This is a genomic window from Paenibacillus lactis (genome assembly GCF_017873605.1).
Lineage (GTDB): Bacteria > Bacillota > Bacilli > Paenibacillales > Paenibacillaceae > Paenibacillus_AQ > Paenibacillus_AQ lactis.
The window spans coordinates 94,844-116,675 of the sequence record NZ_JAGGKI010000014.1 but is presented as its reverse complement, the minus strand read 5'-3'; the positions used below and the strand labels follow the sequence as shown (position 1 = coordinate 116,675).

Sequence of the window (21,832 nt, the reverse complement as noted above, 5' to 3'; positions counted from 1 at the left end):
GACATACGACATATGAAACCCATAATCTCATCTCAACCCGAATTCTGATTCATTCTCAAAATGCATGACCTTTCGTAACCCCTGTCTGTCCCATAACTCAAATGCTCAGCGCCCATACCCCTTGGCATCGACCAACGGCTGGAACGGCACGGGCCATTCCTCCTGCTTGTAAGCCATGTCCCAGAACATATACTCCAGCTGGCAGCTCAGCATGAAATGCTCGCGCATCCGCTCGCGCTCCTTCATCGTCGCTCCTTCCGCCCACGCATCCACACGGCCAAGGAACTTCCCTGCCGCATCCTCCCCTCGATTCCCGTAAAAATGAATCCATTCATGGAACGGATGGGTGCGATCCGGCTTAACTTCATCCAGCAGTCTGCGGCCGATCTCATAATACGTCCACGGACAAGGAAGCAGGACCGCCATAATTTCGCCGAGGGTTCCCTCGTGCGCAACGGTCAGCATGTGACGGATGTAATGGTGCGCAGACGGGGCAAGAGGGTAGCCCTGGAGCTGCTCATAGTTCACTCCCGCGACCGAGCAGAAATTTTGATGCGGATGCACCTCGCTGTTGAGGATAAACGCAATCTGTTCGTTGAACGCCGCCATATCCTCCCGCCTCGTGCACTTGGATATGGCGACGCCATAAATGCGAATGTAGGCATTCAAATACTCGAAGTCCTGCTTCACATAGTGAATCAGCTGTTCGCTGTCCAGCTTCCCGGCGGCAATTCCCCGCACGAAGGGATGGTTTATGATCGCCTCGAAAATTCCGTCCGCCTGCTGGCGAAGCTCTTGAGTAAACGTCATGGTTTTCCCCACCTCCATCTTGAAATGAAGAGCAGGAAGTCCTCCTAGCGACCCGGCAATCCCGGTAATCCGGGCAATCCTGGCATTGGCAGCCAAGCATCCATTGCATGTCCCGCAAACCTACGCATACCGTGCATCCTTTTCATATCAGCAACGGTTGCATCCGGGAAACTTTGCAGATCCGGCAGCCGTTGTACCCGGCTACATGTGTATATCCGGCAACCCTTTATGTACACGGCCAACCCTTTATGCACGGCATATGGCAACCTTGCATGCTGCTAGCTCGTACTCGTGCGCTATCGTGCTGGGCAACGAAGATGCAGAAAATTTACGTTCTTCGGAGCATGACAAACAAAGCCGCCCCGAAAAACGGAGCGGCTTCAGCAATAGTCCTCTTGCCCGGAAGAAGCAGGCGCAAAAAGGACTCTATCCGTGAAGGCTCCACTTTCCTACGCTAGTACGAACTAGATCAGGTTCAAAGGGTCCAAGATACGCTCTTGTCTCAGCCGCTGACGGCTCCCCTAGTGGACTTCCTATTCTATTGACTATTACTGTACATAGGTTTGGCGGTGGTGTCAAACGTTTCCGTGTTTGCTGCAATACTCGGTAGATATAACCCCCTAACCCCCTTATTCCAGAAAAAAAGGTGACCGTTCATGCTTTCATTCGCAAGACTAACGAAGTGCAAACCCCCGATCCCGTAATTTCTTTGCCAGCGAACTTGAGATTTTTGAATGATAAGGGGGATATTAGCTGTGCAAAGAAAAATCTCAACTCCTTCCATATGGTTGTTCATGATCCTGGTGGGTTTTCCACAGATCAGTGAAACGATATATACACCTTCATTACCGGACATTGCCCATCAATTGGGCGCTAGCAATAATGCGGTCCAGCTAACGCTCAGCATTTACTTTCTGGGTTTTGCGCTCGGCGTTTTTTGCTGGGGAAGGCTTTCCGACTCCATCGGACGGCGGCCGGCCATGCTGTGGGGCATCCTGGTTTATGGGATCGGCAGCTTGGGCTGTTATCTGTCAGGCTCAGTCGAATGGCTATTCGCGAGTCGATTCGTTCAGGCATTCGGTGCCAGCACCGGTTCTGTCGTCACGCAGACCATTTTGCGCGAGAGTATCGATGGAGCCAAGCGTCATGCGGTATTTGCCCAAATATCAGCAGTGCTTGCGTTTACGCCTGCCCTAGGGCCTCTTATTGGCGGATGGGTAGATCAATTGTTAGGTTTCAGAGGGGTATTCTTGACGCTCGTTCTGATGAGCGCAGCCATTTGGGCCTATACATGGACTTCTCTGCCTGAGACCAGAGTGACGGCTGCTTCCAAGATAAACACCCTATCCGTTGCCAAGCGTCTGCTCTTCGACCGTAACGTATGGGGATTCGGGTTTCTCATTGGAGCAACGAACGGCATATTATTCAGTTATTATGCGGAGGCCCCGTTTATTTTTATTGAGTTTTTTCAGATGAGTCCCGGCAGGTTTGGTTTCTTCGGCATCTTTGTTGCGCTCTCATCTATAATGGGTGCCATGCTGTCGAAAAGACTGCTGAAAAGGCTCCAGGCTGAGCAAATTATCGTGATTGGCACGCTCTTTACGATGGTGGGAGCTCTTGGTCTTACAGCACTTGCGGCTACCGGCATCAAGGTCTCCTTCTTTGATCTTGTGCTTATGGTAGCATGTATTTTCGTTCTTCTGCTCGGGATCGGAATGGCGATACCCAATTGCCTAAGTCTGGCGCTTACGTCTTATCCAGATGTGCTCGGCACTGCAGGAGCGATCTTCGGATTGGGTTATTACGTTGTCGTCAGCCTGATCACCACGGGCATGAGCGTTCTTCACAATGGTTCGTTAATGATGATGCCTTTGTATTTTCTAGGCCTGTCCATTGCCATGATCTTTGTGAGCAAAAGGCTTGCCGGAAATGAGCCGAGGTAGTAATCGGCATATACTGTAGTAATCTTTAAGAAAGTTATTAATAGAAGCTGTCCCTTTCGTTATCTAAGATGGGGCAGCTTCTTCTTTTTATTGAAATTGTACAGGCACAGAAATAAAATGTTATGCTGGATTCTGTCAAACACAGATAAACGGACATATGGACAAACGAAAGCAGCCTGTTGAGCGGACTCAACAGGCTGCTTTTACTAGTATCCCATCATACTCTCTATATAAAATGGGGGCAGGACACGATTTATTTCTCCAAGCCGTAAAATTCATACAGCTGATCAATCATCAGGTTTGCCGCCAGAATGCCACCTGCGGTGTTCCAAATCGCGTCATCGACCTTATGGGCTTGACCGTTCTTAACGACGTTCAGGTTTTTCCACAACGGATCGTTGACCCATTCCTGCTCGGTCTGGTTGGCGCCGCCGTCGCCGGTTTCGTACGTGAAGTAGAACAGTCTGTCGGCATCCACCTCAGGAAGCCGTTCCTTCGTAATCTCGTCCACGAAATTGTCCTTCGCGTTCTTCGTCATCTCATTACGTGCGATGCCGATCTGATCGAAAATAACCCCCGAGAAGGTGTTCGTATGGTAAACGCGCGTCTTTCCGGCCATGAAGCGCACCACAGAAACGGTCTCATCCAGCTTGCTTCCGGCTTTCTCCTTGAAATCCTGAATACGCTGGTCGTACGCCGCGAGAAGCTCTTCCCCTTCGCTTACCTTATTCACTGCCTGTGCGTAGAGCTTGAAGTTGTTCTGCCATTCTCCGCGAAGATCCTCCGCAAATACCGTCGGCGCGATCGCCTTCAGCTGCTCATACACTTTCTCCTGACGCATTTTGTTGCCGATGATCAGGTCAGGCTGCAGTCCGGCAATCAGTTCAATGTTAGGCTGGCTCTCCTCGCCGACCACGGTAACGCCTTCCATCTGGTCTTTAATATGCGGGTACCACGGATCGCCTGTCCAGGATTTAACGGCGCCCACCGGCTTCACGCCCAGTGCGAGCAAGGCTTCCGTTCCTTCGTTCGTAAGGACGACCACTTTTTGCGGCGTGCCCTTGATCGTTTCGGTTCCCATCGCATGCACCACTTCGTACGAATCGCCGGATGCACCGGAGCCGTTATTCGCAGGAGCCGTTCCGCTTTCTCCGTTCGATGGCTGGCTTGCATTATTCTGCGTCCCATTCGATCCGCAGCCTGCGAGTATGACAACCATAATAAGCGCCAGCAAGCTCCATTTCAGGCTTCGGCCCGGTTTCTTAGCTGTTCCTTGTCCCATTCCTATCGTAATCCCCCTCATATCATTTCCGCTTTATTGAAAATCATTATCACTTACCGATTCAAAACTATAACGGTTTCCAGCAAAAATATCAATATATTTTTTGAGAATGATTATCAAGTTCATTGACAGATCGGCTCCCTTTCACCTAAAATTCATATGAACTTAATAATCCATGAACTTAAGAAAGTGAGTATATATGCGCTTACTCGGACTATTGATATCGCTGCTGGCGCTTGCCGCCGCGATGATGGGCAGCATCGCGTTCGGCGTAACGAACATTCCGCTAACGGAAGTATGGAACTCGTTCGCTCACTATAATGGCGGCAACGAGCATCTCATCATCCTGACCGCAAGGGTTCCCCGGGCACTCATCGCAGCAGCCGTAGGGGCGAGCCTCGCAATCGCAGGCGCGTTGATGCAGGTCATCACCCGCAACCCTATTGCATCGCCCAGCACGCTAGGCGTGAATGCCGGTGCAGCCTTCTTCATTATTATGGCCGCAGGCTGGCTCGGGGTTGACGGGCTGCAAGCATTTACCTTGGTGGCCCTGATCGGCGCCGCTGTCAGCGGAGGCATCGTATTTATGCTCGGCAGCATCGGCCGTGACGGCATGACCCCGGTCAAGATTACGCTGGCAGGCGCCTCCATGGCCGCATTCTTCCACTCCTTGACCCAAGGACTGATGCTCTCCGACGGTAAAATGTTCGACCAGGTGCTGATCTGGCTCGTTGGATCAGTTGCCGGTCGGGACTTGAACCAATTGAACGCCGTCTGGCCTTACATGGCGGCAGGTATGCTGATCGCCCTCCTGCTCGGGCGGCATCTAAACGCGCTCTCCATGGGCGATGACATCGCGCAAAGCCTTGGACAGAAGACCGCGCTTATCAAGCTGCTTGCTGCGGCCGCCGTCATTCTGCTGGCTGGCGGATCCGTTGCCGCCGCCGGACCGATTGCATTCATTGGCATTATTATTCCGCATATCGTGCGCTATTTTATAGGAAATGATTACAGATGGATATTGCCCTACAGCGCGGTGCTCGGCGCCATCCTGCTGGTAACGGCCGATCTGGGCTCCAGGTACATCGCGATGCCGAAGGAAGTTCCTGTCGGCGTTATGACGGCAATCATCGGTGTGCCGTTCTTCGTGTACATTGCCAGGAAAGGAAGGCGAACATCATGAGCAAGCACCGCATCCTCCGTGGAGGAAAGGCCGGCATCTCATTCATGCTGGAGCGAAGAACCGTCTGGGTATCCCTCATCCTGCTTGCCGTATGCTTCATCGTCATTGTGGTTAGCACGGGCATGGGAAGCCAGCCCATATCGCCGCTGAACGTCATCAAAGCGCTGGCGGGCAAAGCCCCGCCGATGGAGCAGGTCATCGTCATGAAGCTCCGGCTGCCGCGGGTGATCATCGCCGTGCTGATCGGGGCGGCGCTGGCTGTAGCCGGCGCCATCCTGCAGGGCGTAATCCGCAATCCGCTCGCCTCTCCTGACGTGATCGGCATGACGGAAGGCGCATCGCTCGGCGCGGTGCTGTTCATCTTCCTGTTCACCGGAACCGTATCGATTCACTGGTTGCCGCTGTTCGCAATCCTCGGCGCCTTCCTCATTACCGGGCTGCTGTACGTGCTGGCCTGGAAAGGGGGCGTATCGCCGCTTCGTCTCGTGCTGATCGGCATCGGGGTGTCTGCGGCGGTCAAATCGATCTCGTATATGCTGATCATCTCCGGCCCGCTCCAGCTGGCCGATCGCTCTCTTACTTTTATGGCAGGCAGCATATATGGAATGTCCTGGGATAAGGACGTTATGACGCTGCTGCCATGGGTAGCGGTCCTTCTGCCGGTGACCTGGCTGCAGGCCCGCAATGTGAACATCCAGGCACTCGGGGACGATGTTGCCAGCAGCGCGGGCGCCCATGTGCAGAAGCAGCGCCTGCTGCTGATCGGCTTAAGCGTGGCGCTTGCCGGGGCGGCTGTCTCCATCGGAGGCGCGATCGCCTTCATCGGCTTGATGGCCCCGCATATGGCCCGCAGGCTGGTCGGACCTTCCTTCGGCAGCCTGCTGCCGGTAAGCGCCCTGATCGGCGCGATCGTGCTGCTTGCCGCCGATCTGGTGGCGCGGACGGCGTTTCTGCCGCGCGACGTTCCGGCCGGCGTATTCACCGCCGCCATCGGGGCGCCGTTCTTCCTCTATTTGCTGTACCGCAATCGGAATCGGTTTTAATATGAAAAAAAGGAGCTGACATGATGAGTGCACTCGAAGCGAAAGGATTGAGCCTCTCCTATGGGGGAGACTACATCTTTGAAAATTTGGATTTGACCGTGCCCGTAGGTAAAATCACCGTGTTCATCGGCAGCAACGGATGCGGCAAATCGACGCTGCTGCGCTCCATGGCCCGGCTGCTGAAGCCGCAGCGCGGCGCGGTCGTGCTCGACGGCGCCGACATTGCCGGCATGTCGACCAAGGATGTGGCCCGCAAGCTGGCCATCTTGCCCCAGGGTCCGACGGCACCGGAAGGGCTGACCGTCCTGCAGCTCGTCAAGCAGGGACGCTACCCTTACCAGAGCTGGCTTCGCCAATGGTCGCCTGAAGACGAGAAGGCCGTCATGGCAGCTCTTGAGTCGACCGGACTTACGGGCCTTGCCGATCGAACGGTGGATTCGCTATCCGGCGGGCAGCGTCAGCGGGCCTGGATCGCGATGACGCTTGCGCAGGAGACGCCGCTGATTCTGCTGGATGAGCCTACGACGTATTTGGACCTGACGCACCAGATCGAGGTGCTTGATCTGTTGTACGAACTGAACGTGCAGGAACAACGAACCATTGTCATGGTGCTGCATGACATCAATCTGGCCTGCCGTTACGCCGATCATATTGTCGCCATCCGGGACGGCAGCATCAAGGCGATGGGAAGACCGGAGGATATTATCTGCTCCGAGCTGATGCAGACGGTGTTCCAGCTGCCGTGCGAGATTATTCCCGACCCGCTGTACGGGACGCCGATGTGCGTTCCGCATGGAAAGGGCCTTCGCCGGACGCAAACCGCCTCGTCTGCTCCAGAGGAGACGGAACGGCTCCGAGAGCTGACAACCGCATAGCAACCGAAATGCACGGGGCTGTATTCCTCACCGAAGTCGTGAAGGTGAAGGGAAACAGCCCTTCTGTATGGAATTATCTGTATGGAATATCCGACACAAACCAGTTCAACAAACAGCAAGGTGGCGTATATGTTGAAAGAACCTATAATTACGCCGGCTCGAATGCTCGGCTCTGGCTTAGCTGCAGGCAGCCTTCTGGGGATATACCTTAAATTTATCGAGCATTTCACTTCATTCAACGTGTATACGCTGCTTCTGAACGTCGATTATATCCCCGGCCTAAATCGTCTGGAGCTGCCGGAATGGGTGGAGTTTCTGCTCCATCTTGCGATTTCCGTCCTGCTTAGCGCTGTGCTGGCTCAGATTCTGCGCATGCAGCTTTTGCCGCCTGCACGAGCCTTCACCTTTGTCGCAGCCGCCTGCACCGGTGTGGGCGTTCTGCTCTACCCGACAACGGCATTATCCGATCGGACGCCGGAGCTTACCGATCCGGTCTCTTTCCTGCTGTGGCTGTCCGGCCACTTGCTGTATGGGGTTGTATTGGGGAGGCTATTGGCGGGTGCACGGGCACGCACGCGCTTGGAGTAAACAACGCGAATAAGCCGCCCCGAAACGGGACGGCTTCTCTATATTTCCGTAAGACTGCTTAACGCCCTACAGACAAATCCTGATCCTCATGGCTTTCTTCTGCATCCTCGGAATCCAACTGGTCACCGGAGGCCGCTATGCCATCCATAAAATCTTGAATCTGTCCGCTATTGCGGGTCAGGGTTGCTACGGCAACCTCATGCTTCTTCGCAATGTCGGACTTCGTCACGGAGATGTTAAGCAGTGAAGTCGCAATATATTCTAATGCACTGGCGTATCCGCCTGGCTTGCGGTACTTCGGATTGGCTTCCCTGGAGAAGTTATTCCAGACGATCAGCAGGCTGAACACTTGAAACAGCTGCTCCTCGCTCTTAAGCTCGTAATCCCGGCAAATCTGCGGAAATAACGACTCGGCGAGCTCACGGTGCTCGTCCGCATTCCAGTCCATCCAATCCAGCTTATCGTGAATCATCTGGCGCAGCTGGTCAGCCTTTTGCTGTGGTACGGATGCAGCTCTGGTACCAGGGAACGGAATGACCTTACCTTGGATCGTGCGTTGATCCTTCTCAAGACAACATCTTTTGTACTTATTCCCGCTTCCGCAGTGACATAGATCGTTTCTTCCTAGCTTTTTCATTTCCTAGCTCCTATTTAGATGATTTCTTCTATTATACATGGAAAAGCTCGAAAAGCGCACCTCTACCTGTAAAATGCTCATGCATGCTTCCCGTTCCTCCCCTGATTCATCTCCTAAAGGGATAGTCCTTTACGCTCAGAGACGAATGGCCGGGGCGAATAGCAAAAAAAACGCGGGTTGCTTCGTGGAAAGCCGCGCTCTATTTTATTATTCTATAATATTTCATTTTATGCAAGTAAGAAGTAACAAATTTGTAAAAACTTATCCCTTCCCATGATTTACATACTTCATTTCGGAGCAAGCAGCCTTGGTTATGTAAGAAAACCGAAGCCAGCCCCCGTGATGGAGACAGCTTCGGCTTGATCTAATTAATAACCGAGCGCGGTTTTCGCTTCCTTCCACTTCGCGTTCAGCTTGTCGAACGCTGCCTGCAGATCCTCGGCCACGACATATTCCTGTACATAGTCGCCGGTTCCGATGCCGATCTGGGCTTTATTCGCAATCTCGTTAAACTTCGGATCGGTCGCCTCACTCTCGATGAGGGTCGGATTGAACGACTGGAATTCAGCCAGCTGCGGAATGGTGGACTCGGCCGTCTTGATAATCGGCATAAAGCCCGAATCTTCCACGTAGCCGGATTCTTTCACGAAAAATTCCACCCACGCGGTTGCCAGCTCCTTGTTCTCGCTGTCCTTGCTGACTGCAACGAAGTAGTCCGAGCCAAGCGGTGCGTTATACTTGCCGCTGTTGTCGTAAGGGAGCGGGAAGAACCCGATGTCCTCTGAAGCGGCGCCTGCGCCGATCACCTGGGGAATGACCCAGTTGCCAAGGAAATACATCCCGGCTTTGCCGGCAGCCATTTCCCCTTTCGAAATCTCCCAGTTATTCGTGTACAGATCCTTCTCTACCCACTCCTTCTGCACGAAGGTACGTGCAATCTGGGCCAGCGTGCCCCATGCATTATCAACCTGGAACGGAGCCTCTTCCGATACCAGCTTCGAGTGATATTGCGGATCGCCTGCCACATACCATGCCGAGTTATCGGCCCAGTTGCCCATCGTCCACTGAGCGCCGAAGTTCATGTAGAGCGGAATGATATCGGCTGCCTTCAGCTTCTCGGCCGCGGCATAGAGCTCATCCAGCGTCCCCGGAACCTTGTCGATCCCGGCAGCCTCGAACGCTTTTTTGTTATACACGATCCCTTGCGTATTCACGCCGGTCGAAATCCCGTAACGCTTGCCTTCGAACAGCGTGTTGTCCGCGAAATACACGTTCTCGAACATCGCATCCGGCAGCGGCTCAAAATATTTCGGATACTCCGAGGTTGCAAGGCCGGTCGGAATCATGAGCACGTCACCGGCTTCTCCGGTCGTCAAACGTACCTGGATATCCTGGGCGTAGTTCGTCAAGCCTTCGAATTCGATTTCGGCCTTCGGATACTTGGCTTTAAAAGCCTCCTCATACTTATCGAGCGTTCCGTCATTCACAAGATCCGTACGGTGCGTCAGCACCTTTAGCTTGCCGCCAAGCTCGGTCGCTCCCTCCGTGCCGGCCGTTTCGCTGCCCGTGCTCGCACCAGGCGTCGTGCCCGCATCATTCGCTTTGTTGCCTCCGCAGGCGGCCAATATGGATGATACGGTAAATAACAGAAGCAGCAGCATTGTCAGTCTGTTCTTCATTTGTCTCTTCCCCCTGTACTTTGTAATGATCCGGCGTCTCCCAAAAAGGGAATGCCGATATTGTTATCGCTTACAACTCAAATATTAATAGCTAACAAGAACAAAACAAATGAAGTACATTTGTTTTTATTGTCATAAATTATGCTAACCTATGATTATTTTGTTAGGCGGGGATTCTATCGATCATACCGACTCCCGACAGCGTGCCTCTTCCCAAGCAAATACCGCACCGCATGCGCCAGAAGCTGCATGCGATGCGGTTCACTTCACAAAGCAATAAACCTATTTAAACTTGCGTGTTATCGAGCATCGGAACTCTCACCGGCTTCCAATGCCAGGGAGCCGCTTGCGTAGAAGCGCCGCACCGTTCCGGCCGCGCGTTTGCCGTACATGCAATAATCGTCGTTCTCCGAAGCCTCCTGCGCGTCGTACAGCCGGGCCGGCCAGTCCCACAGCATATATCCCTGCATCCAGTCCCGCTGTGCGCATGCAGCGAACATCGCTTCATAGTACCGCTCCTGCTCCGCTTCGGACGGCCCGCCCGGCAGCGACCAGTCATTCGGCCGGGCCGCGGAGCCTTCGCGGCTCGGGCATCCGGCTTCCATGAAGAAGAAAGGCTTGTTCCACTTTTTGACCGTGTCTTCGATTCGGTCCAGCTGCGCTTCCCATTGATCGATCGGATAATAGCCGCTCGACGAGATGATATCGACCGCGTCCCACCAGGTCAGGCGATCCTCCTGGTACTTATCGCAATTATAGGTAATCAAGCCTCCATATACCGACCGGACATCCGCAATCAGGCACCGCCATTCGGCCTCGCGCTTATCGGCCTGTACCATCTCGCAGCCGATGCACAGCATTTCGCAGCCCTCTTCTTCGGCGATCACAGCATAGTGGCGGATGAACTCCCCGTAGGAACGGAACCATTCCGCCCAGCTTGGCTCGCCAGGCACCTCTTCATCGAAGAAGCTGATATGCGCCCGCCATGTGCCGTTGCCAACGTTGACGACCGGCTTCAGGCACACCTTCAGGCCAAGCTGCTTCGCCTTGCGGATCGCCCATCGGACCTCGTCATCCGTTACCGTCGGCTCCTCGCGAAACGGAATCTCCGTCGATTGCGGCGTTGCTTGCACGGCGGAAAGCGCGAGTGCTGTCCAGTTCACGTTCATCTCCGCCATTCGCTCCATGGAGAACTCCGCTTCAGGCCCGCTCCAGGTGCCCCGGATGCCGGTCCACCCCCATGTCATGCCGTTGACATACTCCGGCCATATCTTGTTTGTATTCATATTGGCACTCTCCCTCTCCGTTATGTCGTTTTTATCTCTTTTTTAGGCTCCGGCAAACCGGGTCTACGCTGTTCACAGCGGTATACAATTCATCATTTGGTTGGGTCCGGGAGGTTGGGGACTCGGCGTTAGCCTACGTCGAACTCTAGTGCGTCCATCCGTCACATCGAGCCCGTCGAACCCTAGTGCGTCCATATGTCACATCGCCCCGCCGAGCCCTATGCACCTATCCGCACCCCGGCTCGTCGAACCCTATGCAATCCATCCGTCACATTGGCTCGTCGAACCCTATGCACCTATCCGTCACATCGCTCCCACCGAGCCCTTTTTGATCCGTCACCGTCAGCCTTCCCCTAATTACTTGACCGCTCCGTTCGTCACGCCTGCAAAAATATACCGCTGCATGAACAAGAAAAGCACCACCGTCGGAATAAAGATAATCAGAATACCCGCTGAAATGACGTTCAGCTGCGCCGCGTTCGGACCGATGAAGGAATAAATCGCGGTGGATACCACCTTCAGATCCTGCTTCGGCATGTACAGATACGGCGTGTAGAAATCGTTATATATCGAAATGCTCTTCAGAATGATCAGCGTTGCCGTAGCCGGCGCAAGCAGCGGGAAGATGATGGAGCGATAGATTTTGAACAGGGATGCTCCCTCGATCATGGCACTCTCGTCAAGATCTTTAGGAATGCTGTTGACGAATTGGAGATAAATGACGATCTGGAGCACGTCCGCGCCCAAATAGAGCAGAATCGGCGCAAGCATCGTATTGTAGGCGCCCAGGCTTTGGATCACGCTGAACGTTGCGACCTGAGTCGTGACCATCGGGATAACCTGGGCTACAAGGTACATGCCCATGATCGCCTTTTTCAGCTTGAAATCAAAGCGTCCTACCGCATAGGCAACCATTGTTCCGAGCACGATGTTTCCCGCCACGGAAATGGCCAGAATGATCAGGATATTGCGGAAGCCGAGGCCCAGATCGCCAATGTCGATCACCCGCTTGAAGTTTTCCAGGTTGAAGAAATTGTCCGGCAGCGCAAGACCCGATTGATAATACTCCACCTGGGTCTTGAAGGCTCCCACCGCGATCGAGTAGATCGGGAAGAAGACAACGAACAGCGCAACCGCCAGCGTAAAATAATTAAAAATCGTCATTGCGATGGATCGTTCCCGCTTCATTCGCTTCTCCCCTCCCTAAACAACAGCTTCCGCTGAATGACGATAAACAGCAGCACCATGATGAGCAGCACGACCGCCATGGCCGAAGCCAGACCAAAGTTTTGATACTTAAACGCCGTATTCACCGTATGGATGACAAAGGTTGACGTATCGTTTGCGCCCAGCATCATGACAAACGGAATATCGAATGCCTCAAGCGCGCCCGTCAGGGTCAGGATGAGCATCAGCTCCAGTACGCCGCGGATGCTTGGCAGCGTAATATAGCGGAACTTCTGCCAGCCCGACGCGCCATCGATGGAAGCGGCCTCATAAAGATCGCCGGGGATGGACTGGAGCGCACCGATGAAGATCACCATGTTCAGCCCCATGTATTTCCACATGGAGATGAATGCCAGCGCGAAATTCACGATCCGCTTGTCGCCGAGCCAGCTCTGCTGCCAAGAATCCAGCCCGAGCGCGCCAAGGAGCGTGTTCAGCGAGCCGTATTCCATGTGGTACACGTTCTTGAACATGATCACCGTCGCGACGCTGTGCAGAACATACGGCAGAAACAGAGCTACGCGAAAGCCGTTTCTCCCCTTCAGCTTCCCGGTCAGAATGACCGCGAAATACAGGGCAAAGACGACCTGCACCAGACCGCCGCCCAAATAGTACAGATTGTTCTTCAATGTGCTGAACACTTCAGGCTTCGTAAATATTTCCACATAATTATCCAGTCCGATGAAATTCATATCCCAGCCGAGGCCGGTCCAATCCGTCAAGCTGTAATACAGCAGGGAAATCGCCGGATAATACGAGAAGGTCAGAGACAGGACAACAGGAATGGTGAGGAACCCGAACAGAATAAGATAGCGCTGTGTTTTATAACTGAAATTGAACAAGCTCCCTTCCTCGCTTTCTGCTTGAAGTGGTACCGATTTCATAATTATAAAAGACAGCATGCTGAAAAATAATAGATTCGGTTTCGTTTTATTGTCCTCATTTTAGATAACAATCACCTAACAAAGTCCCGGTATTCCTTCGGCGTTTTTCCCGTCATCTTCTTGAACACCTTCGTAAAATAAGCCGGGTCGGGGTACCCTACCCGTTCGCCGACCTTATACGTCTTCAGGCCGCGATCCTCTTTCAGCAGCCGCTTCGCCAGCGCGATCCGCTCGCTGATGATATAGTCCGTAATCGTCTCTCCCGTCTCGGTCTTGAACAGCTTGCTTAAATAGCTCGGCGTTAAGTAAACGAGATCGGCCAAATGCTGAAGCTCGAGCTCCTCGGTAAAATGCTGCTGGATATAAGCTTTGACCGTTTCAACGGCCCGGTGCTCAGTCTTTACCTGCTCCAGCAGACCTGCAAGCTTCTCTACCGCGCCCTTCAGCGCTGCGGCAAATGCACGCCAATCCTCGAACCGCCCCGGATCATGGGGCCATTCAACCTCATCCTTGGGAATCCCGCGGTGCACCAGCTCCTCCGAGCCATGGGCCGCAATCGCTGCGCACGCTTCTTTAAGCTCCGCCCACCCGGGTGCCAACGGTGCAACCTCATCCAGCCAGGCGCCGGCCAAATCCGGCAGTCGGGCATAATCGCCCCCGTGCAGAGCCGGAAACAGCTGCTTGTCCAGCAGCCGCACCAGGCGGTAGCGCTCCTCCGGCTGCCTCCGCGCCCCTTGCCCGTCCCCCTGGGCTCCGCATACCCGCCGTTCTCGGCTGTACCACGCCTGCTCCAACGAGCGCAGCGCTTCCTCGTAGGCCTGCGGTAGCCACTGGCTGCCGGAGAACACGCCGCTGATGCCCGCTTTGACTGCGGTTCCGGCAGGCAGCTGCTGCAGCAGCATCACCGAGCGTTCCCTGGCTATGCCGGCATGCTCGATGGGCCTCACCGGCAGGATCACGGCCCTTCGGCCGTCGATGCAGCCCACGATTCTGCGCTCCTCCCCCCACTCGGCGGTGAGATGCTCCAGTCCGGCCGGCGTCACCTCTGAGGAAGTCTGAAGCAGCAGGATGGCATAATAGCCCCGGAACAAGGGCTGGCGGTCCAGTCTTGCGCACACCTCTTCGAAGAGATGCTCCGGCACCCTGTTCTCACCCGGACCCAGCAGGAAGCTCACCAGATCATCCGATTCGAGTCTTCGTTCGCTTCGCTCCTTCTGCACCATCTCAAGCACGTTTGCAAGCAGCTGATGCAGCTCCTTGATGTTGACCGGCTTCAACAAATATTCCACGGCGCCCTGGCGCATGGCCGTCCGGGCGTACTCAAAATCGTTGTAGCCGCTCAGCACGGCGATTTTCGCGCCGCTCGCGAGCTCCCGCACGCGGGCCATCAGCTGTAGGCCGTCCATCTGCGGCATTTTGACATCGGTAATGACAAGGTCCGGCTGCAGCTCATGCATTCGGTCGAGCAGCTCCTGGCCGCTTGCGAACGTCCCGACGACACGGTAAGGCTCGCCCGCGTCCCGAATCAGCTTGCCCAGCCCCAGCCGAATTCGCTCCTCGTCATCCACCACAGCAATCGTAAGCATCCTCAACCAACTCCTGTTCTTAAATGCTGCTCTGTATCGTCACTTGGAATCGTAATCCGGACCGTCGTTCCGAGCCCCTCCTCGCTCTGAACGGCAAGCCCGTAAGCTCTGCCATATCGCAGCTGTAAGCGTTCATGAACGTTGCGCAGACCGATTCCCCGCCCTTCCGCTGCCTGCGGCTGCTCCTCCTCCAACGCTCGGCGCAGCCGCACTAGCGCTGCCGGCGGCATGCCCAGGCCGTCATCCGCTACGGTGAAGATATGATGATCCCCCTCGCGTTCATGGGTAATCGTCAGATGCAGGACGGCTTTCGTTTCATCGAAGCCATGATTCACGGCATTCTCAATGATGGGCTGGAACAGCAGCTTCATGACCCGGATGGAATGAACGGCTTCCTCTTCCGGCAGCGAGAGCACGAAACGATCTCCATATCGGTAATTCAGCAGCTCAATATAGGCTTTAATATGTGCCCACTCCTGCCTCGCTTCGACGATTTCGCTGCCGGCGTGAATGCTGTACCGCAGCTGCTGTCCCAGCAGCTGAACCATTTCTCCTACCTCGGCATCATCATGAAGCACGGCCGTCATCCGGATCGTCTCGAGCGTATTGTAAATAAAATGCGGGTTGATCTGGTGCTGCAGGCTCTCCAGCTGAGCTTCCTTCTTCCTCGCTTCCATCGCGTAGATATCGTCGATCAGCTGCTTGATCCGGGCCATCATGCGGTTGAAGGAAATCCCGATCAAACCCGCTTCATCCCGCCTGCGGACCGGAAATACGACATCCAGGTTGCCGGTCTGCACCTGCTTCATATGCTGGACAATGGATCTCAGCGGCCGCATCAGCGCATAGATAAGGACGAGCGAGATCATGAGCGCAAATCCGGTGACGCCTACGGCGGCGGCAATGGTGATCCGGCGGGTATCGAAGGCCTCCTTCATCAGCGGCTGCTCCGGTACCGTTATCAGGATCAGCCATCCCGTCTTCTCGGATTTCTTGTACACGACGAGCTGAGGCTCGCCCTCAATCGTCATGCGGAAGCTCCCCTCCCTTCCGGTAACCTGGGCCAGGGCCGCATGCTCGTTCATGCTGCGCGCCAAGTATTTTTTCTCGCTGTCGTAAATGACGGTTCCGTTATCATCCAAAATAAAGGTCTTTCCGCGGGTCGTATCCTCGAGGTCGGTCACGATATTCTCGATCACGCCGATGTTTGCATCGACCGCAATCGTCCCGATGGAGTGATATGACTTGTCGATGATGTCGCGGACGACCGTGAACATATACTGCTTGCTTCCGGCAGGAACCGCAATCTCCTGCGTGCTGACCAGCACGGGCCGGCCGTTCGCCGCGGTGGCGAGCTTTCTCCAGCCCTCGTAATACTGCTGCAGATTCGAGCGGCTGCCGCCGCTTTTGACCACGAAATACGGGTTGCCGTAAAGATCGAACAGATATACGTTGCTGGTACCTTCCTTGATATTGTTCATAAAATAAATGCTGCGCTCGACCTTCCGCGTAATCTGCAGCTTGACCTCGCTCTCGTTCGGGCGGTCCGCTGCCTTAGACGGGCCTCCCTCTTCGTAATACCGGTTCGACATGTCCAGCCCTGATTGAATTTCATTCAAATACGAAGGGATAATGGAAATCTTCATCATGTCATTCACGTAATCGTCCAGCTTGCCCATCATCTTGCTCGACAGCTGGGAGACATAGGCCACGGTATTCTTTTCGATCGAAGCCGTATAACGCTCCGCCGCAAAATACGTGATGAGCCCCATCGGCAGCATGATCAGAAATAAAAATACGACAGACAGCTTGCGGTCCAGCCGGCCGGCCGGCCGCTCTCTCCATAGCTGCGCAATACGGCGGAAGCCTGTCACATCAGTCAACCTTCCTTGCATAAGCTGTTGAATTCCGGATGACGAAGTCCCCGGCCAGCAGTATTTTCTCCAGCGGGCTGTCCGGCTGCTCCACGCGTCTTAGCAAGCTCTCCACCGCCCGCTGGCCGAGCGCCTCCTTATGCACATGGATCGTGCTTAACGACGGGGACGAGCTCGCCGCATCCTCGATGTTATCGAAGCCGGTAACCGAGCATTGCTCCGGTACCGCTACATCCATTCTTCCGAGTACGGTCATGACGCAAATGGCAATGGAGTCGTTCGCGCATACGAAGGCCGTCGGCAGCTCATCCATCCTCCCCAAAATTCCTTCCAGCGCCTCGGTCAACTCGGATCGGTTCTCGCCCTCAAGACGAAGCAGCTCCTCGTTCTGGCCGAGCGGTATCCCCTGCTCTTCCAGAATGGCCCGATATCCCTGATAGCGGTCCGCGAAGCTCCTCGAGAAGTGGATGTTGCCGACGAACTGCAGCTTCCGGTGGCCGCAGCCGATCAGGTAGCTGGCTGTCCTGCGGATACATTCCACATTATTCATGAACAGCGCATCCGACGGGATCAGCGGGTCTTCATGGTCAATGAGCACGAACGGAATGCCGAGGCTGCGGATCTCAAGCAGCAGCTGCGACGAGATGAAGCCCACGCCGATGATGCCCTTGACGCCGGCGGGATTGATGAGATTGGCGAAGCTGTCCTTGAACTGGTCGGTCACGATCACCATCCCCATATCTCTGCGCTCAAGCTCGCTCGTTATTCCGTCGATGATGCGCCCCCAATACATCGAGTCGCGGGTCTGATAGCGGACGTTCGGGACGAGCACGATGACGGTTTCGCGCGCAGCCGTCTGCCCGCCCGCCGCCTCGCTCTTCCGGCTTCCGTTTTTTGGCGCTTTATTCGCGAAATACCCGAGCTGCGTCGCCACGCTCACAATTCGCTCCCGCGTTTCCAGACTAACGCCGGGCTTTCCTGAAAGCGCTTTAGAAACCGCGAACTTCGAAAGGCCGAGATGATCGGCAATTTGCTGCATCGTTACTTTGCCTGCCATGTGAACAGCACATCCTTTTTCTATCATCATTATGTTAGTTTGTTGTTATCATAACATCATAATAATTAGGAAAACAATCGTGATTTTTATCTTTTGCCTTGCGGTAGAGAACTTGCGGTAGTGAATGTGAGGTCGAGCTTGACGCCAGTGGACATGCGGTGGGGCTACGGTGGAAGGACCTGTGGTTAAGCTGTGGAGGAGATGTGTAGGACTCGAGGCTGAGCCTATAGTTGAGGAGTTTCAATGGTGCTCACAGTGAAGGACTTGCGATGAAGCTTAAAGCGGAGAATCTGCGGTGGGGCTTACAATGGAGGGTCTGCAGTGAACATGAGTGTGGAGCTCACAATGGAGGTATTGCGATCGAGCTTACTGCTGAGGACTTGCGATTGAGCCTACAGTGAAGTTTTTGTAGCGGAGCTAAGCAAAATAAAAACGGCGCAGGAATGACTCCCGTGCCGTCTTGTTTCCCGCCGCTATTCGGCGGTAAATGATTGAACGAATCGGCCATTACCAGCCGGATGCTTGGTATTACCGGCTCGTCGCTTGCCGAATAACCGGCAGCAGACCGTCTGCGATCCGCTGAAAGCCCAGATCCGTCGGATGAACGCCGTCCACCATCGCCTCGCCCGGATCGTCGCCGAGCAGATCCGACCCGTCCACGAACACAATATGCCGGTCCCCGGCCTTATTCCGCTCCGCGACAAGCTCCGACTGGAACTTCAGCCTGGCGAGCCGCCCTTCCCGGATCTCCGGCTTGAAGGACTCCGCTCCATGCGGAATCCGCGATACGAGAATGATCGGCACATCCGGATGGGCTTCCCGGTACGTCTTGATGAAGCCCGGCAAGGTATGCCGGTATTCCTCGGTTCCTCCACAGTTCGCTTCATAATCGATAACGAAGCATGCCGGATCCGAAATCTGCGAGGCGAGCATTGCCAGCTCCGGCTCGCCTTTTCCGTTGCCGGAAAAGCCGAGGTTTATAAACTCCAGATGGATATGCCTGCTAAGGATATTCGGATAGGACATGCCGGGCCGTGACGCACACCCGCCCTGGGTGATGGAAGTGCCGTACAGGATCACCTTTTTGCTTGAATCATACGGTTCTGGTGCCCACACCTTCGCACCTGGTTCCAATCCGATCCATAGCTCTCGTACGCCCTGATATAGCGGCATGTTCAACATGAAGGAGCGCTCCTCGGCGTCCTCGCAGGTGAACAGGCTGCTCTCGTATTCTTCCTGACCGGGCTTGAAGCTTGCCGTTCCCGCGTGAATCCAATGCCCGGGGCCTCCGATATAGGCATCCATGCCGCACTCCCCGGTCGGCGGCATATGGTACATGCCGGAGCCTGACGTTAAGCGGACGCGAACCGATACGGTGCGCGAATCGGTTCGGAACCGGATCTGGCCTCCCGAGGTGCAGTTCGACAAAGCATCCACTTCCGGGCGGACCGGTACATCCGGCACCGCCGGCAATCTCCGGTACAGGCGCTCGGCCTGAAACCAGCCGAATCCGGCTACGAGAAACGGGGCCTCCAGCGGGGAATGCCACTGCAGGCGGTCCGAGAGCGGGCTGCCGATGCTCATATTGCGGTCCAATTGATACAGAGGGCTGGATGTTAGCTTCTCGCTATCACTTCCCATGTTGTTTACCCCCTGTCCCAGGCGGTGACCAGCTCTTCTTTGCGTTCCTTCAGCAGCTCTTCCTTATCGTCCCGATAGAACAGATTATAGGTATCGAACGGGATCATCCGCCCGTCAGGATGGACGATGTGAACGCATGATTTTTTGACCGAGCGGACATCGAAGTTATGGGCATCGAGGAACTGCATGATAATGACGCGGAACACATTATCATAGGTAATTTGCTCCGGCACAGCCGCCAAAGGAAGGCAGCAAAGCAGGCTCTTCAAGGACAGCGCCGAGGACTGCGGGGAATGTCCGGTAGAGAGCAGCTCGAACATTTTGCCGCGAATGACCGGATCCTGCTCAAATACGATCGTATTGCTGTCGCCCTCAAGCAGAATGTTCGGATCGATCATGCCTGTCAGAGGCAGCACCTCCCCGCCCAGCTTGAGCGCATAGCCCATCGCCAGGCAATCCGGGTGGCAAGGCACCGGCAGAATGTCGGCCTCCTGGAACACTCCGGACTGATCGATGATCATCCTGCGCACTTCGCTAACCGTAAGCCGATCCGTCGACGGGTCATAGCCTTCCAGACGACCTGCCGCCTGAATCGGCTGAATCGTCACGCCTCGCACCGCCCGCTGCTTCATCCCATACTGGATAATGTCGCCGATCTCGCCGTCATTGAGCCCTTTCTTCAGCGTAACCACGAGCGTAGTGGAGATATTAAATTCATTTAAGCGATCGATGGCCTGCTGGCGGATACGTCTCAGATCGGCCCCTCTCAGCTCCTTCAATACATGGGCTTCAAAGCTGTCGAACTGCAAATAGATCTCGAATCCGGGCATATATTCCGACAACCGCCGGGCAAAATCGGCATCTTGAGCAATACGGATGCCGTTGGTGTTCACCATGATGTGTTTGATAGGACGGCTCTTGCACATATCCAGGATTTCGAAGAAATTCGGGTGCGTCGTCGGTTCCCCGCCGCTGATCTGCACGATATCCGGCTCGCCTTCGTTCTCGACGATCCGGTCGAGCATGAACTCGATCTGTTCAAGCGACCGGTAAGAGGTACGGTGCGGCGATGATTCCGCGAAGCAGATCGGACACTGCAGATTGCAGTGGTCCGTAATCTCGAGGAGGGTCAAGCAGCTGTGCTGCTCATGATCGGGGCATAGACCGCAGTCGTAGGGACAGCCGTAACGTATCGGCGTGTTCCACTTAAGCGGCATTTCGGAGGGCTTAATAAACTTCCGGGTCTGGTGATAGTAATCGACCTCCGTTGAGATCAGCACTTTCTCCGGGCCGTGAACAAGGCAGCGCTTGACCATATAGATCTTGCCGTTCTCCTCAATGATTTTGGCTTCGACTTTACGGTAACAGGTCGTGCAAATGCTATTCGTCAGTTCATGATACAGATAAGGCCGGTTCGGCATAATGTAACGCTCCTTTATCTTGATCAGCTTGGAAGATGGGACTCCGGGATCGATCGGCGAAGCTTGCTCTTGCCGCCGATGAGCCAGGCGTAGTAGATCAGGCCGGCAATGCAGGCCAGCTGGATATTGTTCAGCCCCAGGTAGGGGTGAGGCGTCGGCTTGATCCATTCGACCCCTAAACGGAACAGCAGGTACCCGGCCATGAACCATTGGAACATCCGGCCCGATACATAACCTTCACCGGGGGATTGGCTGCGGCTCTGACGGTACAGCGGGATAAGCAGCAGTGCCAGGACGATCAGAAAAACAATCTCATACAGCTGAGTCGGATGGCGAAGGACTCCATCGCCGAAATCCACGCCCGTCACCCAGGACGTCGCCGTGCCGTACGTATGGTCGTCCAGACCGGTCAGAAAGCAGCCGATCCGTCCCAGCCCCATGCCCAGGATAAGCGGGTATACGAAATCATCGCCGGTAGAATGCTTCCAGCCCACCCAGCGTTTCGTCAGCTCCACCCCGATTAGGCCCCCTAGGAGACCCCCAACAATCGTTTTCCCGCCCCACAGCAAATGGAGCTGGCTCAGCTGCTCCCACGTGGCGGCCGGATCCTCCAGCCAAAACAGCAGCTTGGACCCTATGGCCGCGCCCGCGATCGTCCCTGCCAAAATTTGCAGGCTCATCAGCTTGGACATGCCGCTGGGCCGCCGGGTCCACAAATAGACGCGAAAGCCGATAAAGTAGGCCAGTGCTTCAAACAGCACATGCGGATGAATCCGCCAGGAACCTAGGTATATATAAACGGGAAATTCCATCTGC

18 protein-coding genes and 1 riboswitch are annotated in these 21,832 nt (G+C 54.9%); of the genes, 5 read left to right on the top strand and 13 right to left on the bottom strand.

The annotated features are described in order from the left end of the window. Positions 1-105: 105 nt before the first annotated feature. Entirely contained in the window at positions 106-810 is a 705-nt protein-coding gene (tenA, locus tag J2Z18_RS22545; protein WP_210095377.1) for a thiaminase II, read from the bottom strand. Positions 811-1,239: 429 nt separating this feature from the next. Further along, positions 1,240-1,343, bottom strand: a riboswitch (TPP riboswitch). Positions 1,344-1,565: 222 nt separating this feature from the next. On the opposite strand from tenA, the gene J2Z18_RS22540 reads away from it, so the two are divergent. Beyond that, positions 1,566-2,753 carry a multidrug effflux MFS transporter gene (locus tag J2Z18_RS22540; protein WP_210095376.1) on the top strand — a complete coding sequence of 396 codons (1,188 nt, stop codon included), beginning with the start codon at positions 1,566-1,568 and terminating at the stop codon, positions 2,751-2,753. Positions 2,754-3,006: 253 nt separating this feature from the next. Here J2Z18_RS22540 and J2Z18_RS22535 read toward each other — a convergent pair whose 3' ends face one another. Next, positions 3,007-4,035: an ABC transporter substrate-binding protein gene (locus J2Z18_RS22535; RefSeq protein ID WP_007131217.1), complete on the bottom strand. Its 1,029-nt coding sequence runs from the start codon at positions 4,033-4,035 to the stop codon at positions 3,007-3,009. A gap of 199 nt (positions 4,036-4,234) precedes the next feature. On the opposite strand from J2Z18_RS22535, the gene J2Z18_RS22530 reads away from it, so the two are divergent. From J2Z18_RS22530 to J2Z18_RS22515, 4 genes are all read left to right on the top strand, one after another. After that, positions 4,235-5,218: a FecCD family ABC transporter permease gene (locus tag J2Z18_RS22530; RefSeq protein WP_210095375.1), complete on the top strand. Its 984-nt coding sequence runs from the start codon at positions 4,235-4,237 to the stop codon at positions 5,216-5,218. After that, entirely contained in the window at positions 5,215-6,261 is a 1,047-nt protein-coding gene (locus J2Z18_RS22525) for a FecCD family ABC transporter permease (protein ID WP_210095374.1), read from the top strand. The genes J2Z18_RS22530 and J2Z18_RS22525 overlap by 4 nt, the downstream gene beginning before the upstream one ends. A 23-nt stretch (positions 6,262-6,284) precedes the next feature. After that, complete coding sequence (locus tag J2Z18_RS22520; RefSeq protein WP_050954056.1) at positions 6,285-7,136, top strand: ABC transporter ATP-binding protein; 852 nt, start codon at positions 6,285-6,287, stop codon at positions 7,134-7,136. A 129-nt stretch (positions 7,137-7,265) separates the two neighbouring features. Then, a complete protein-coding gene (locus tag J2Z18_RS22515; protein WP_210095373.1) occupies positions 7,266-7,724 on the top strand; it encodes a hypothetical protein in 459 nt (152 codons plus the stop codon). A gap of 58 nt (positions 7,725-7,782) precedes the next feature. Here J2Z18_RS22515 and J2Z18_RS22510 read toward each other — a convergent pair whose 3' ends face one another. The 11 genes from J2Z18_RS22510 to J2Z18_RS22460 all read right to left on the bottom strand — a co-directional run bounded on the left by J2Z18_RS22510 (position 7,783) and on the right by J2Z18_RS22460 (position 21,828). Continuing rightward, the gene (locus tag J2Z18_RS22510; RefSeq protein ID WP_007131211.1) at positions 7,783-8,361 is read right to left on the bottom strand and encodes an SEC-C metal-binding domain-containing protein; all 579 of its coding nucleotides are present in this window, start codon (positions 8,359-8,361) and stop codon (positions 7,783-7,785) included. Between the two features lie 368 nt (positions 8,362-8,729). Beyond that, the gene (locus J2Z18_RS22505; protein ID WP_210095372.1) at positions 8,730-10,040 is read right to left on the bottom strand and encodes an ABC transporter substrate-binding protein; all 1,311 of its coding nucleotides are present in this window, start codon (positions 10,038-10,040) and stop codon (positions 8,730-8,732) included. 299 nt (positions 10,041-10,339) lie between these two features. Next, positions 10,340-11,326 carry a glycoside hydrolase family 113 gene (locus tag J2Z18_RS22500; RefSeq protein ID WP_210095371.1) on the bottom strand — a complete coding sequence of 329 codons (987 nt, stop codon included), beginning with the start codon at positions 11,324-11,326 and terminating at the stop codon, positions 10,340-10,342. 357 nt (positions 11,327-11,683) lie between these two features. Then, on the bottom strand, positions 11,684-12,514 hold the full coding sequence (locus tag J2Z18_RS22495; protein ID WP_007131208.1) for a carbohydrate ABC transporter permease: 831 nt from the start codon (positions 12,512-12,514) through the stop codon (positions 11,684-11,686). Next, positions 12,511-13,395, bottom strand: a complete 885-nt coding sequence (locus J2Z18_RS22490; RefSeq protein ID WP_028405439.1) for a carbohydrate ABC transporter permease — start codon at positions 13,393-13,395, stop codon at positions 12,511-12,513. Before J2Z18_RS22490 ends, J2Z18_RS22495 begins: the two co-directional genes overlap by 4 nt. Positions 13,396-13,508: 113 nt before the next feature. After that, positions 13,509-15,023, bottom strand: coding sequence for a response regulator (locus J2Z18_RS22485; protein ID WP_210095370.1), 1,515 nt, complete (start codon positions 15,021-15,023; stop codon positions 13,509-13,511). A gap of 2 nt (positions 15,024-15,025) precedes the next feature. Continuing rightward, the gene (locus J2Z18_RS22480; protein ID WP_244869172.1) at positions 15,026-16,897 is read right to left on the bottom strand and encodes a sensor histidine kinase; all 1,872 of its coding nucleotides are present in this window, start codon (positions 16,895-16,897) and stop codon (positions 15,026-15,028) included. A gap of 1 nt (position 16,898) precedes the next feature. Beyond that, positions 16,899-17,954 carry a LacI family DNA-binding transcriptional regulator gene (locus J2Z18_RS22475; protein WP_028405442.1) on the bottom strand — a complete coding sequence of 352 codons (1,056 nt, stop codon included), beginning with the start codon at positions 17,952-17,954 and terminating at the stop codon, positions 16,899-16,901. Positions 17,955-18,482: 528 nt separating this feature from the next. After that, positions 18,483-19,595: an SGNH/GDSL hydrolase family protein gene (locus J2Z18_RS22470; protein ID WP_144868957.1), complete on the bottom strand. Its 1,113-nt coding sequence runs from the start codon at positions 19,593-19,595 to the stop codon at positions 18,483-18,485. A gap of 5 nt (positions 19,596-19,600) precedes the next feature. Beyond that, on the bottom strand, positions 19,601-21,016 hold the full coding sequence (locus J2Z18_RS22465) for a radical SAM protein (protein WP_007131202.1): 1,416 nt from the start codon (positions 21,014-21,016) through the stop codon (positions 19,601-19,603). Between the two features lie 23 nt (positions 21,017-21,039). Next, positions 21,040-21,828, bottom strand: a complete 789-nt coding sequence (locus J2Z18_RS22460) for a prolipoprotein diacylglyceryl transferase (RefSeq protein ID WP_007131201.1) — start codon at positions 21,826-21,828, stop codon at positions 21,040-21,042. Between the last annotated feature and the right edge of the window lie 4 nt (positions 21,829-21,832).